The 12,898-nt window shown below is 70.0% G+C and carries 12 protein-coding genes and 3 tRNA genes; 5 read left to right on the top strand and 10 right to left on the bottom strand.

Going from position 1 to position 12,898, the window contains the following annotated elements; all coding sequences use genetic code 11:
- Positions 1-33: 33 nt before the first annotated feature.
- Together leuD and leuC are read right to left on the bottom strand one after the other, a co-directional pair.
- The gene (gene leuD, locus AC3EO4_RS54630) at positions 34-621 is read right to left on the bottom strand and encodes a 3-isopropylmalate dehydratase small subunit (protein WP_379576067.1); all 588 of its coding nucleotides are present in this window, start codon (positions 619-621) and stop codon (positions 34-36) included.
- Positions 622-734: 113 nt separating this feature from the next.
- Entirely contained in the window at positions 735-2,120 is a 1,386-nt protein-coding gene (gene leuC, locus AC3EO4_RS54625) for a 3-isopropylmalate dehydratase large subunit (RefSeq protein ID WP_431904602.1), read from the bottom strand.
- Positions 2,121-2,185: 65 nt separating this feature from the next.
- Between leuC and AC3EO4_RS54620 the strand changes: the two genes are divergently transcribed.
- The 3 genes from AC3EO4_RS54620 (at position 2,186) to AC3EO4_RS54610 (ending at position 5,486) form a co-directional block, all read left to right on the top strand.
- The gene (locus tag AC3EO4_RS54620) at positions 2,186-2,902 is read left to right on the top strand and encodes an IclR family transcriptional regulator (RefSeq protein WP_379576069.1); all 717 of its coding nucleotides are present in this window, start codon (positions 2,186-2,188) and stop codon (positions 2,900-2,902) included.
- 191 nt (positions 2,903-3,093) lie between these two features.
- Entirely contained in the window at positions 3,094-4,815 is a 1,722-nt protein-coding gene (locus tag AC3EO4_RS54615; protein ID WP_431904599.1) for a hypothetical protein, read from the top strand.
- 158 nt (positions 4,816-4,973) lie between these two features.
- A complete protein-coding gene (locus tag AC3EO4_RS54610; RefSeq protein ID WP_431904596.1) occupies positions 4,974-5,486 on the top strand; it encodes a hypothetical protein in 513 nt (170 codons plus the stop codon).
- 70 nt (positions 5,487-5,556) lie between these two features.
- Here AC3EO4_RS54610 and AC3EO4_RS54605 read toward each other — a convergent pair whose 3' ends face one another.
- The 3 genes from AC3EO4_RS54605 to AC3EO4_RS54595 are packed head-to-tail and all read right to left on the bottom strand — an operon-like array spanning position 5,557 to position 6,892.
- A complete protein-coding gene (locus AC3EO4_RS54605; RefSeq protein ID WP_431904593.1) occupies positions 5,557-5,919 on the bottom strand; it encodes a nuclear transport factor 2-like protein in 363 nt (120 codons plus the stop codon).
- Positions 5,916-6,461: a MarR family winged helix-turn-helix transcriptional regulator gene (locus AC3EO4_RS54600; RefSeq protein ID WP_431904590.1), complete on the bottom strand. Its 546-nt coding sequence runs from the start codon at positions 6,459-6,461 to the stop codon at positions 5,916-5,918. Before AC3EO4_RS54600 ends, AC3EO4_RS54605 begins: the two co-directional genes overlap by 4 nt.
- A 50-nt stretch (positions 6,462-6,511) precedes the next feature.
- Positions 6,512-6,892 (bottom strand): hypothetical protein, encoded by a 381-nt coding sequence (locus AC3EO4_RS54595; protein ID WP_431904587.1) that lies wholly within the window; start codon positions 6,890-6,892, stop codon positions 6,512-6,514.
- A 279-nt stretch (positions 6,893-7,171) separates the two neighbouring features.
- Here AC3EO4_RS54595 and AC3EO4_RS54590 point away from each other — a divergent pair, with 279 nt between their 5' ends.
- A complete protein-coding gene (locus tag AC3EO4_RS54590) occupies positions 7,172-8,575 on the top strand; it encodes a serine hydrolase domain-containing protein (RefSeq protein WP_431904584.1) in 1,404 nt (467 codons plus the stop codon).
- Here the strand turns inward: AC3EO4_RS54590 and AC3EO4_RS54585 are convergent.
- The 5 genes from AC3EO4_RS54585 to AC3EO4_RS54565 all read right to left on the bottom strand — a co-directional run bounded on the left by AC3EO4_RS54585 (position 8,565) and on the right by AC3EO4_RS54565 (position 10,775).
- Entirely contained in the window at positions 8,565-9,197 is a 633-nt protein-coding gene (locus AC3EO4_RS54585; RefSeq protein ID WP_431904581.1) for a response regulator transcription factor, read from the bottom strand. The two genes, AC3EO4_RS54590 and AC3EO4_RS54585, sit on opposite strands and share 11 nt — an antisense overlap.
- On the bottom strand, positions 9,188-10,303 hold the full coding sequence (locus AC3EO4_RS54580) for a sensor histidine kinase (RefSeq protein ID WP_431904578.1): 1,116 nt from the start codon (positions 10,301-10,303) through the stop codon (positions 9,188-9,190). The genes AC3EO4_RS54585 and AC3EO4_RS54580 overlap by 10 nt, the downstream gene beginning before the upstream one ends.
- Positions 10,304-10,386: 83 nt before the next feature.
- Positions 10,387-10,459: transfer RNA gene (locus AC3EO4_RS54575), tRNA-Glu, on the bottom strand.
- A 17-nt stretch (positions 10,460-10,476) separates the two neighbouring features.
- Positions 10,477-10,552 (bottom strand) — tRNA-Glu (locus AC3EO4_RS54570).
- A gap of 151 nt (positions 10,553-10,703) precedes the next feature.
- Positions 10,704-10,775: transfer RNA gene (locus AC3EO4_RS54565), tRNA-Gln, on the bottom strand.
- Positions 10,776-10,933: 158 nt separating this feature from the next.
- Here AC3EO4_RS54565 and AC3EO4_RS54560 point away from each other — a divergent pair.
- On the top strand, positions 10,934-12,898 hold a 1,965-nt coding region (locus AC3EO4_RS54560; protein WP_431904575.1), incomplete at its 3' end, for a M3 family metallopeptidase.

Below are 12,898 nucleotides of genomic sequence, written 5' to 3'. Positions count from 1 at the left end.
CTCCAAAAACCCCCCGCGCCAGTTCGTCGTCTTCTAGACGGTCGTCGGCAGCCATGGCTGCCGACCATTCTCGTACGAGGTGATGTCGTCGGCGTGACGCAGGGTCAGGCCGATGTCGTCGAGGCCCTCCATCAGACGCCAGCGGGTGTAGTCGTCGATCTCGAAGGAGACGACCTCGTCGGCCCAGCGGACCTGGCGCTCGGCCAGGTCGACGGTGACCGCCAGCCGGGGGTCGGCCTCGACGGCCGCCTGCAGCGCCTCCACCTTCTCGCCCGGCAGGACGACGGGGAGCAGGCCCATCTTGGTGGAGTTGTTGCGGAAGATGTCTCCGAACCTGGCGGCGATCACGGCGCGGAAGCCGTACTGCTGCAGTGCCCAGACGGCGTGCTCGCGCGAGGAGCCGGTGCCGAAGTCGGGGCCGGACACCAGGACGCTGGCGCCCTCGTAGGCCGGGTCGTTCAGCACGAAGGCGGGGTCCTCGCGCCAGGCGGAGAACAGGCCCTGCTCGAATCCCGTGCGGCTGACCTGCTTGAGCCAGACGGCGGGGATGATCTGGTCGGTGTCGACGTTGCTGCGGCGCAGCGGCACCGCCGTACCGGTGTGGGTGGTGAATGCGTCCATCGTGGATGTCCTTTGAGTCGTGTGGTGAAGCTCGCCCAGGCCCCGGAGCGGCCGGCTCGCGGAGGCTCGCGGTCCTGGCGTCCTCTCCCGGCCGAACGGCCTGGTCGCAGGGGTTACAGGTCCGCGGGGGCCGTCAGCCTGCCCGTCACCGCGGTGGCGGCCGCGACGGCCGGCGAGACCAGGTGGGTCCGGCCGCCCTTGCCCTGCCGCCCCTCGAAGTTGCGGTTGGAGGTCGAGGCGCTGCGCTCACCGGGAGCGAGGGTGTCGGGGTTCATGCCCAGGCACATCGAGCACCCCGCCTGCCTCCACTCCGCGCCCGCGGCCTTGAACACCTCGTCCAGGCCCTCCTTCTCGGCCTGCAGCTTCACCAGCATCGACCCCGGCACGATCAGCGTGCGGGTGGTGACCTGACGTCCACGCAGGATGTCGGCCGCCGCCCGCAGGTCCTCGATGCGCCCGTTGGTGCACGAGCCGACGAAGACGGTGTCGACCTCGATCTCGCGCAGCGGGGTGCCGGCCATCAGACCCATGTACTCCAGCGCCCGCTCGGCCGCGGCCCGCTCCACCGGGTCGGTGAAGGACTCGGGCGACGGTACGGCGGCGCCCAGCGGCAGCCCCTGCCCAGGGTTGGTCCCCCAGGTGACGAAGGGCGTCAGCGTCGTGGCGTCGATCTCGACGACCTTGTCGAAGGCGGCGTCGTCGTCGGTCCTGAGCGACTTCCAGCACTCGACGGCCTGGTCCCACGCCTCACCCTTCGGGGCGTGCTCGCGGCCCTCCAGGTAGGCGAAGGTCGTCTCGTCGGGCGCGATCATGCCGGCGCGGGCGCCCGCCTCGATGGACATGTTGCAGATCGTCATCCTGCCCTCCATGGAGAGCTTGCGGATGGCCTCGCCGCGGTACTCGACGATGTAGCCCTGGCCGCCGCCGGTGCCGATCTTCGCGATGATCGCCAGGATCAGGTCCTTGGCCGTGACGCCCACCGGCAGTTCGCCGGAGACCTCGATGGCCATCGTCTTCGGGCGGTAGGCGGGCAGCGTCTGGGTGGCCAGCACGTGCTCGACCTCGGAGGTGCCGATGCCGAAGGCGATGCCGCCGAACGCCCCGTGCGTGGAGGTGTGAGAATCGCCACACACGATCGTCATGCCCGGCTGCGTCAGCCCGAACTGGGGGCCGATGATGTGCACGACGCCCTGGCCCGCGTCGCCCATGGGATGCAGCCTGACGCCGAACTCTGCGGCGTTCTTGCGCAGGGTCTCGACCTGCGTCTTCGAGACGGGGTCGGAGATCGGGCCCAGCACGGTCGGGACGTTGTGATCCTCGGTGGCGATGGTGAGATCGGGCCTGCGCACCTTGCGCCCTGCCATCCGCAGGCCGTCGAAGGCCTGCGGACTGGTGACCTCGTGAATGAGGTGCAGGTCGATGAAGAGCAGGTCGGGTTCGCCCTCGGCGCGGCGCACGACGTGCTGCTCCCAGACCTTCTCCGCGAGTGTGCGGCCCATTGATCTCCTCCTTGAGACTTTGCCCCGACTTGCCTTCTCATATGTCGAGACGGCAGTATCGGTGTATGGACAACTCTAGCGGAGTCGGCGTACTGGACAAGGCCGTTCTCGTGCTCAATGCCCTCGAAGCGGGTCCGGCATCGCTCGCCCAGTTGGTTCAGGCGACCGGACTGGCCCGCCCGACGGCCCACCGGCTCGCCGTCGCGCTGGAACACCACAGGATCGTCACGCGCGACACGCAGGGCCGTTTCGTCCTCGGCCCCCGGTTGTCGGAGTTGTCCACCGCGGCGGGCGAGGACCGGCTCCTCGCGGTCGCCGCGCCGGTGTTGACCCAGCTCAGGGATCTGACCGGGGAGAGCGCGCAACTGTACCGGCGCCAGGGCGACGAGCGGGTCTGCGTCGCGGCGGCCGAGCGCGCCAGCGGCCTGCGCGACACCGTTCCCGTGGGCTCGGCGCTGCCGATGTCCGCGGGTTCCGCCGCGCAGATACTGCTCGCGTGGGAGGAGCCCGACCGGCTGCACAGGGGCCTGCGCGGGGCCAAGTTCACGGCCGCGACCCTGGCCTCCGTACGGCGGCGCGGTTGGGCCCACAGCGTGGGCGAGCGCGAGCAGGGCGTGGCCAGCGTCTCGGCGGCCATCAGGGGGAACGGCGGCAAGGTGGTCGCGGCCGTCTCGGTATCCGGACCGATCGAGCGCCTGACCCGCACGCCGGGCAGGCTGCACGCGGTGCCGGTGATGGCCGCGGCCGAACGCATCACCGAAGCCATGCGCCGGGCCAACTGATCTCCGATCCCCGTGCCGGATCGCGCCACGGGGCCCGACCTCGGAACGCACCTGCGTGAGCAGAGCGGGAGCGCGGTGGGAGCGGCTGGACGCGCTCCCACGAGCGCTGTCTCGCATTTCATGACTTTTCGTGATCGGCGCTACGTGGATTTCATGGGCCGACCGCGGCCAGGGCGCACTAGCCTGAGTGGGTGACAGATCGCATCGAGGTAGCCGCCGATGAGCTGCGTCCCCTGCTCGAAGAGTTCATCGTGTGGGCCCGGGAACACGCCCCTGGCAGCGACCCCGACCTGGTCGGCCCTGCCGCGCTGTGGCACCGGCTCTCCGCCTCCGACGACGTCGGCCGGTGGCGCCGCGCCGACCTCAGGACCGTGCTGCTCGACCGCATGCCGAAGGTCGTCGAGGACCCCGACGACGCGGCCGACGGGATGATCGGCGCGGTGCGCGCCTACCTGACCTTCCTGTCGGACACCGACAAGCTGGCCAAGCGCTCCGACTCCCTCGACGATCTGCTCGACGAGCTCGACGACCTGGAGGACGACTTCGTCGAGGCCATGGAGGAGCTCATCGACGACACCGACGAGGACGTGCACGAGGAGACCGGCGACCTCGGCGACTTCGAACCCTTCGCCGACGAGCTGGCCGACCTGCCGACGATCCGGCTGCGCCCCGACGGGGAGCTGGCCGCGGCGGCGCGTGCGGTACCGCTGATCGCCAAGGCTCGTGACCTGGCGGTCTGGGTCGGCGTGGCGCGCGAGGTGGGCGAGGAGAACCTGCTGTCCGACTCCGAGGTGGAGGAGGCGCTGGCCATCGTCGGCCTGCCGCGGCCGCAGACCGAGGGATCGCTCGCCGGCGCCGTCCCGCAGCTGTGGAACATCTGGAACCTCGCGGTCGACCTGGAGTTCCTCGAGCCCGACGGCGACTACACCGTCAGTGTCGACGGCGACACCTCCGAATGGCCCTTCGACGACGACGAGGACGTGCTCGACGCCTGGATGCTCGGCCTCCACTCGGTCGACTACGGCGACCCCGAGCTTGAGGACGAGGACCTCACCATGGCGCTCGGCGGCCTCAGCCGCGGGCTGCTGGTCCGCCTGCTGCTGGGCGGCGGCTCCCGCGGGCTGGCCGAGCTGCGCGACGAACTCGCCGAGTCGGCCGCCGACATCGACGAGCTCGGCGCCGACGCGTGGGCCGCCGCCCGCGACCACTACGGAGACCCGCTGGCGCCGGTGCTCGACTGGCTCGTCGGCTACGGCATGCTCACCGTCACCGGCGACGAGGTCGCGCTCACCCCGCTCGGCACCGAAGGCGTCGTCCACCTGGTCGACGACTCCGACATCGAGCTCGACGCCCGCCCCGCGATCGACGCGATGACCGCCCTCGAGCTGCTGGCCTTCAGCGCCGAACTGCCCGAGGACGAGGCCGACGCGGAGTTCGCCGCCTGGATGGAGCTGCGCGAGCCGGGCGAGGCCGCCCGCGAGCTGCTGGAGGCGGCCGCCGAGGACGACACCGACGCGCTGATCAGGGTCCAGGCGGCCAGCGTGGTCGGCACGCTGGGCGAGGACGCCATCCCCGCGTGGCAGGCGGCGCTGAAGGAGCCTTCGCTGCGTCCCTACGCGGCGACGCACCTGACGCAGCTGGAGGTGGAGGGCGCTCCCGAGCCCACCCAGGACGACACCCACTGGCTCATCCTCGACATGTGGACGATCTCCGCGGGTCTCGGACGGGCCGAGTTCGTGAGCAGCCTGCGCGACATCGGGCCCGACCTGCTCAACAACCTGCTCGAGGTGATCTGGAAGATCCCTCACGCGCACGTCGAGGAGCTGCTGGACCTGATCTCGCAGGTCCACCCGGACAAGCATGTGGCCAAGGCGGCGAAGAGAGCGCTCTTCAAGGCACGCTCGGCGTCCTGACCCGCACGGGCCTCCGCCCCCTCGTAGGCGCGGCGGAGGCCCCTGGCCAGGCCAGTGGCTCCCCCGGGAGGGGGAGGTGAATCCCTCGACGAGGGGAGCCGTCGGGCCAGGGGTGCTCAGCAGCATGGAGTCAGTTCCGACACAGAGAGGTTCTGACCATGCGCAAACATCTGGCCTTCGCCGGATTCGCCACCGCTCTCCTGATGCTCGCTCCCCCGGCCGTGGCGAGCGCGGACAAGCCGGAACCCCGGGTGTCCGGGAGCATGAGCGGCACGCTCCCCAAGGAGTTCGGACCGTGGGCAGGCGAGCCGGTGAAGTTCACGATCAACGCCCACGGCCGGCCGGCCGGCGTGAAGGGCACGTTCAAGGTCTTCCACGACCGGATCGACGGGAGCAAGCCGGTCGGGGACTTCGAAGGGAAGATCACCTGCCTGGCGGTCGCCGGTGAGGTGGCGGTGGCCACCGGCGTCATCACCAAGGGGTACGTCAACATCCTCGACAAGCCGACCGAGGACGTGACAGGTAAGAAGGTGTCGTTCACCGTGCATGACAACGGGCGCGACGACCGCATCTTCTGGATCTGGGAGTTCATGGGCGCCCCGGTCAACGACTGCCAGGGCACGGCTCCCGCCTTCAAGCCCGCGCGCGGCGACTTCACGATCCGCGGGTGAGAACGCCTGACACGGGCACCGCGGGGGCTGCCTCCACACCGCGCGCGGGGTGAAGGCGGCCCCTGCGGCGTCAGGTCATCAAAGCCGCCATGGACTGCCACGGGGACGCGTCGAAGATCAGCGTGATCGAGGTGATCCTGCCGTCCTCGTCGAGGCGGAAGTGCTCGGCCGTGTGCTGGGTGCCGGCGGGGGTCGCCGTGTGGACGTCGTAGACGAGCGTGGCCTCCGACTCGCCGTACAGCTCGCTGATCAGGTCGACGCCTGTCACGATCCGGACGAACTCCGGCAGGCCCGACAGGTGCCCGGTCCGGTCGGTGGAGCTGATGAACGGGCTGCGGAAGCTGAACGGCTCAGCCAGGTGGACGGCGGCCGCGGCGACGTCGCCCCTGAACCTGGCCTCGTGGTAGGCGCGAACCGTCTGCGCGGCGCTCATCGGGCTCCCTCCAGGTGCTGGGCGAGTGCGGTCTGGTTGTCGGCGAGACGCAGGCACAGGTGGCGCAACCGGGCCAGGTCGTCGTCGGTGAAGCCCCTGAAGATCGCGGCCATGGCGGCCTGGGTCGGGCGCCGGAAGTTCTCGATCCACTCCTGTCCGGCGGGCGTGATGCCGACCAGCACGGAGCGGCGGTCATGAGGGGCGGGGGCGCGCCGGGCGAGCCCGTCGCGTTCAAGGGTGTCGATCAGTCCTGTGACGTTGCGGGAGCTCACCCCCGCCGCGAGGGCGAGGTCGCCGATGCTGATCCCGTCGGTCTCGGCGCCGAGGCGCAGCAGGATGTCCATGGCTCCCGAGCTCAGCCCCCGGCCCTCGGCGCCGTGGGCGCGCATGCGCTCGATCGCGTTGAAGGCGATGCGGACGGCGGCGGCGGCCTCCAGGGCGAGGGTGTCGTCACTCCCGGCGAACCGGGTCATGGCGGCCCTGGCCGCCGGATCGAAGAGCCTGCCTTCGTGGTCGGATGTGAAGTTATGTACGTCATTCATAATGAAGCACGACTTTAGTACGTACTTCGATAAATGAGAACCCCGGGGAATCACACGTCCTTCAGGCGGGTGTGGGCCTCGTCCCATCCCGCGGGGCCGTCTGCGGTCCAGAATTCGAAGGTGGAGCCCGCCATCCGCGTGCGGTACGCCCCGATGATCCCGCGGTGCGGCTGGCTGCGGGCGAAGGTGGACAGCGCCTCGTCCGACGTCCAGGCCGACAGGGTCCAGAACGTGCGGCGCAGGGGCGCGGCCTTCAGGGTGGCACCGACCGCGCCGGGGCTGCGCCTGGCCTGGAGCAGGATGCGCATCGCCTGGACGAGGAAGCCCGGGACGTGAAGGATGCTGCGCAGTTCGAAGCGGGAGGCCATGACCTTCACGGGCCGCTTGTGGTTCGCGTCGGGACCGGGGACCCAGGGGGTGGTGATCGCCATTTCGCACCTCGTTCTCATTGGATAGCGACGCACTCCAGTATTGGATAGCTCTGCTATCCAGTCAACCGCGCGACGAGGTCAGGCATTCCCGTTCGGTGCACGGGCGCATCGAGAGAGGCATCGCGCACGTCAACGGCATGGCCCTCCGCTACGAGGAGCGCGGGGCATGCGGCACAAGTCCCGCGCGACGCCCGCAGGCCGGGAGTGGCGGTTTTCCGTAGGAAACGGGGAGGAATCTCGCCATGGTCCGGGAGACGCCCGCGTCACTAGCGTCGGCGCATGCTCACCACGACCCTTGCCGCGCTCTTCCTTGCCGTCCTGCCACCCGCGGCCGTCCTACCGGCCGCAGCCGTCCCGCCGGCAGCGGCGGACATCAGCCCCGCGGCCGTCGACGCCTACGTCGAGGACTACCGCGAGAAGACCGGCCTGCCCGGAGTGGCGGTCGCGATCATCAAGGGAACGAAGGTGGTCCACGCCGCGGGATACGGGAAGACCGCCTCGGGCGCGCCCGTGACCGTGGACACGCCGATGGCGGTCGCCTCGGTCAGCAAGTCCTTCACCTCGCTCGCCGTGATGCAGCTGGTGGAGAAGGGCGCGGTCGAACTCGACCGTCCGGTGCGCGGCTACCTGCCCGAGTTCGAGATGGCCGATCCGAGAGCCGCCGTGATCACCGTCCGCCAACTGCTCCATCAGACCTCGGGCATGGCCGACTCCGCCTTCCACGAGAAGAGCCTCCCCCAGCCCGACTCCCTCAAGGGCGCGGTGGCGCGGCTCGAACACGCTCGGCTCGCCGCCGCCCCCGGCGCCACCTTCAGTTACCACAACACGAACTACCAGGTCGCCGCCCGGCTGGTGGAGGTGGTGAGCGGCGAGCCGTTCGCCGCCTACCTCAAGAGGCACGTGTTCGACCCTCTCGGCATGCGTCACAGCAGCACGGTCGACACCGAGCGCGACCTGCCGGACAGCGCGCGCGGCCACCTGACCGTCCTCGGACAGGCGTTCGCCATGCCTGAGCCGTCCGGCTTCGGCAACGGGTCGGGCGGCGTGCTCAGCAGCGCAGGCGACATGGCCAGGTGGCTGATCGCGCAGGACGACGGGTTCGTGCCCGTCGAGAGCCTCAAGGAGCTCCGCACGCCGTCCCAACAGAACGACTCCTACGCCCTCGGCTGGGAGATCGGCGCGACCGAGCGCGGGACACCGGTGATCGGCCACGGCGGCGACCTGTTCACCTCGACCGCCGAGCAGCTCCTGCTACCGAGGTCCGGGTACGGCGTCGCCGTGATGGCCAACACCGGCATGGCCTTCGCCGACAGCTCCGCCCTGCTGGACGGGCTCGTCGCCATCATCGAGGGCGGAAAGCCGAAGCCGCCCTCCTCCCCCTACCTCGTGACCGACGTGGTGTTCGCGCTGATGACGCTGGCGACGTTCGGGCTGGCGGCGCGGGGAGTGGCCAGGTCGCGGCGGTGGGCGGCCCGCCGTAGGGGATGGGGGCGGTTGTGGGTGCTGCCCTGCCTCGCGCCACTGGCGCTGTGCGCGGCGGTCACGCCGATCTTCAGGGTGCTGGCCCGCGGAAGCGACATCATGTGGATCCAGGTCGGCTACCTCTACCCGGCCTTCATGCTCTGGCTCGTGACGGCCGCCGCCGCGGGCGTGGTCGTGACGGTCGTGCGGCTCATCCGTTGAGGTAGCGGAGGATCGCCAGCACCCTACGGCTGTAGCCGGGCGTGTGGGCGAGGCCGAGCTTGTCGAAGATGGCGTTGACGTGCTTCTCCACCGTGCTCTGCGAGATGTGCAGCCGTTCGGCGATCGCGGTGTTGACCATGCCGGCGGCCAGGTGTCCGAGCACGGCCCGCTCTCGCTCGGACAGCGTGTTCAGCGGGGCGCGGGTCAGCAGCCGCCTGACCACATCGGGGTCGAACACCGTGCCGCCCGCGCCGATCCGCTCGAGCGCGTCGAGGAACTCGGCCACCTCCGACACCCGGTCCTTGAGCAGGTAGCCGAGCCCTTCGGACGGTCCGGCCAGCAGCTTGGCGGCCGAGGTCTGCTCCACGTACTGCGACAGCACGAGCACGCCGACGCCGGGCCACCGCTCGCGGATCTCCAGCGCCGCCCGCAGTCCCTCGTCGGTGTGCGAGGGCGGCATGCGCACGTCGATGACCGCCACGTCCGGCCGGTGCTCGGCCACGGCGGCCATGAGCGCGTCCGCGTCGCCCACCGCGGCCGGCACCTCGTGTCCCGCGTCCTGGAGCAGCCTGGCCAGCCCTTCGCGCAGCAGCACGGCGTCGTCGGCGAGGATCAGCCGCACGGCAGCCTCGCCGTCACCGTGGTCGGGCCGCCCTCCGGGCTTTCCACGGTGAGGCTGCCGTCGAGCGCCCGCACTCGCCGCTCCAGACCCGACAGCCCGCCGCTCCCCCGTACGGCGCCGCCCCTGCCGTCATCGGAGATCGTCACGGCCACCTCCCCTTCCTTCTCGCGCACCTCGACCACGATCATGCCTGCCGCGGCGTGCTTGTTCGCATTGGTGATGGCCTCCCTGGCGACGAAGTAGACGGCGGTCTCGATCTCCCGCGCCGGCCGCCAGGCGAGCGCGTACTCGACGCGCACCGGCACCGCGGAGCGGTCGGCCACCTCCTCCAGCGCCGCCCGCAGCCCCAGCGTGTCGAGCGCGGTGGGGTAGATCTGCCACGCCACCCCCCGCAGCTCGTCGAGCAGCAGCCTGGACTCAGCGTAGGCCTCGTCGACCAGGACCGGATCGGCCGTGTGCCGCGCGCGGCCCAGCAGCATCGCCAGCGCCACGCCGCGCTGCTGGACCCCGTCGTGCAGGTCGCGCTCGATCCGCCTGCGCTCGTCGTCGACGGCGCGGACGATGCCGGTGCGGGAGGCGGTCAGCTCGGCGATCCTGCGCGCCATCGCCTCGCTGGGGTCGAGGCCGAGGAAGCGGTCGGCGAGGCGGCGTTCCATGCCGACCAGCACGGCGCACCAGCCGGCCGACAGCGCCAGCGCGATCACCCCGAGGACGAGGCCGTAGGCCCAGCTGCTGCCGGTCAGCCGCACACCCGGGAACTCCAGCGGGACCTGGTCGGCGTCGCCGGCGAGGAGCTGCTGTGCCCCGCCGTACAGGAGGAGGCCGGCGACGAACAGTCCTGTGGCGGCGAGGTATCCGCCCGTGAGGCCGACCAGGCCGCGCAGCACGAGGTAGGCGCGTCCGCCGCGCCCACCGCCGGGGTGGTGGTCGTACCAGGCGTCCAGGCGCGCCCGCTCGATCCGCACGAGCGAGGCGGTGACCCTTCGGGCGCGCTCCTCGCCGACCGCCCACGCGACGCAGGCCCATCCGAGCCCGGCCAGCCCGGTCAGCATCCCGGCGAGCAGGCCGGTCGCCCGCCGCAGGGGCGTCGTGGCCGCTCGTCGCATGATGCGGAGTCTAGCCAGGCTCCGTGACCGGCCTCGAACAGCAGAAAACCCGGATGCCTGTGGGCATCCGGGTTCTGTCGGTGTAGTCCCGACCGGATTCGAACCGGCGCTACCGCCTTGAGAGGGCGGCGTCCTGGGCCACTAGACGACGGGACCGAAGCAGCTTGTGACAGTGGTAGTCCCGACCGGATTCGAACCGGCGCTACCGCCTTGAGAGGGCGGCGTCCTGGGCCACTAGACGACGGGACCCTGTCCACAAGCGATGTGCCGGGGGCCTCCCCGGCAACGGATGTAACTCTACCGCACCTCGCGGAGCACAACCAAACCAACGTGCTTACCCATCCGCGAGCCCGCAGAAACGCGAAAACGGATGCCCGTGTGCGGACATCCGTTCCAAAAGCTGGGGTACCAGGACTCGAACCTAGAATAACTGAACCAGAATCAGTCGTGTTGCCAATTACACCATACCCCACCGCGCTCTCGTTTCCCTTGCGGGCTCCGATCGCTGGCGACTCCGAAAGAATAGCCCAGGTTTGGGGACAAGGCCAAAACGATTGCTCAACCAGCGCGCCCTCGCCCCTCTCATGCCAAGCTGAAGGGGACAAAACACCACGTGGAGGAGCCCTAGCGTTGGCTGAGAACCCGTTCTTCGCACCCAGCAGCCTGCCCTACCAGCTGCCCCCGTTCGAGGAGATCCGCGAGGAGCACTACCTGCCCGCGTTCGAGCGAGGCATGGCCGAGCACCTGGCCGAGGTCGACGCGATCGCGAACAGCGCGGAAGAACCCACCTTCGACAACACGATCGCGGCGCTCGAGCGCTCGGGACAGATCCTGAACAGGACCGCGACCGTCTTCTTCAGCATCGCGGCGTCCGACTCGACCGACGGCATCATGGCGATCGAGACCGAGGTGTCCCCCAAGCTGACCAAGCACAGCGACGAGGTCAGGCTCAACCGCGCCCTGTGGGAGCGGGTCAAACGGGTCACGTCCGAGGACGCCGAAGAGGCGTGGCTGCTGGAGAAGTACCGTGACGACTTCATCCGCGCCGGCGCCGACCTCGGCGAGCAGGAGCAGGCCAGACTGAGGGAGCTCAACGAGGAGCTGTCGAAGCTCTCCACCGAGTTCTCGCAGAACCTGCTCAAGGCCTCCACCGAGGAGGCCCTGGTCGTGAAGGACGCCAAGGAGCTCGACGGCTTCGACGAGGCCAAGATCGAGTCGATTCGCAAGGACGACGGCACGTACGTCCTGCCGCTGCTCAACTTCACCAACCAGCCCGGCCTGGCCCAGCTCACCAACAGGGAGACCAGGCGGAGGCTCTACACGCTGAGCGTGGAGCGGGCGCGGCCCAACCTGGAGCCGGCGGTCAGGATGGCGACGCTGCGGGCCGAGCGCGCCGCGCTGCTCGGCTTCCCCAACCACGCCGCCTACACCGTGGCCGACCAGACGGCCAAGACGGTCGACGCGGTCGAGGAGATGCTCGGCCAGCTCGTCGGGCCTGCCGTACGCAACGCCAAGAAGGAGGCGGAGGCGCTCGCCGAGCAGGCCGGTTTCGACATCGAGCCGTGGGACTGGTCGTTCTACGCCGAAAAGGTGCGCGCTGCCCGCTACGACTTCGACGCCGACGCGATGCGGCCCTACTTCGAGCTGAACAGGGTCTTCAGGGACGGCGTCTTCCACGCCGCGACCGAGCTGTACGGCGTGACCTTCACCGAGCGACCCGACCTCAACGGCTACCACCCCGACGTGACGGTCTTCGAGGTGTTCAACGAGGACGGCTCGGCGCTCGGGCTCTTCCTGCTGGACCCCTACGCCAGGCCGACCAAGCGCGGCGGCGCGTGGATGAACAACCTCGTCGACCAGTCCTACCTGTTCGGCGACAAGCCCGTGGTGATGAACAACCTCAACATCACCAAGCCGGCCGGCGGCCCGACGCTGCTCACCTACGACGAGGTCAACACCGCCTTCCACGAGTTCGGCCACGCGCTGCACGGCCTGTTCTCCGAGGCCCGCTACCCGCGGGTGTCCGGCACCAACGTGCCGCGCGACTTCGTGGAGTACCCCTCGCAGGTCAACGAGATGTGGACGACCTGGCCCGAGATCCTGTCCAACTACGCCAAGCACCACGAGACGGGCGAGCCCATGCCCGCCGAACTGGTGGAGAAGATGAAGGCCGCCGAGAAGTTCAACCAGGGCTTCATGACGGTGGAGTACCTCGCGGCGACACTGCTCGACTGGGCGTGGCACAAGCTGGCCGCGGGCGAGGAGGTCGAGGACGCCGAGGCCTTCGAGGCGGCGGCCCTGGAGGCGGCCCGGATCGCCTTCCCGCTGGTCAGGCCGCGCTACAGGACCAACTACTTCGCCCACATCTTCTCGGGGGGCTACAGCGCCGGCTACTACTCCTACATCTGGAGCGAGGTGCTCGACGCCGAGAGCGTGGAGTGGTTCAAGGAGAACGGCGGGCTCAAGCGCGAGAACGGCGACCACTTCCGCAAGGAACTGCTGTCGCGCGGCGGCGGGATGGACCCGCTGACCGCCTTCCGCAACTTCCGCGGGCGCGACCCGCGCATCGAGCCCCTGCTCAAGCGCCGCGGCCTC

It is taken from the genome of Nonomuraea sp. bgisy101 (assembly GCF_057708945.1).
This window is presented reverse-complemented; position numbering and strand designations above follow the sequence as displayed.

Bases quoted from the DNA above. Each gene is read 5' to 3' on its own strand.
- leuC (WP_431904602.1), bottom strand. From the start codon at position 2,120: ATGGGCCGCACACTCGCGGAGAAGGTCTGGGAGCAGCACGTCGTGCGC.
- AC3EO4_RS54620 (WP_379576069.1), top strand. From the start codon at position 2,186: ATGGACAACTCTAGCGGAGTCGGCGTACTGGACAAGGCCGTTCTCGTG.
- AC3EO4_RS54610 (WP_431904596.1), top strand. From the start codon at position 4,974: ATGCGCAAACATCTGGCCTTCGCCGGATTCGCCACCGCTCTCCTGATG.
- AC3EO4_RS54580 (WP_431904578.1), bottom strand. From the start codon at position 10,303: ATGCGACGAGCGGCCACGACGCCCCTGCGGCGGGCGACCGGCCTGCTC.
- AC3EO4_RS54595 (WP_431904587.1), bottom strand. From the start codon at position 6,892: ATGGCGATCACCACCCCCTGGGTCCCCGGTCCCGACGCGAACCACAAG.
- AC3EO4_RS54590 (WP_431904584.1), top strand. From the start codon at position 7,172: ATGCTCACCACGACCCTTGCCGCGCTCTTCCTTGCCGTCCTGCCACCC.
- AC3EO4_RS54605 (WP_431904593.1), bottom strand. From the start codon at position 5,919: ATGAGCGCCGCGCAGACGGTTCGCGCCTACCACGAGGCCAGGTTCAGG.
- AC3EO4_RS54600 (WP_431904590.1), bottom strand. From the start codon at position 6,461: ATGAATGACGTACATAACTTCACATCCGACCACGAAGGCAGGCTCTTC.
- leuD (WP_379576067.1), bottom strand. From the start codon at position 621: ATGGACGCATTCACCACCCACACCGGTACGGCGGTGCCGCTGCGCCGC.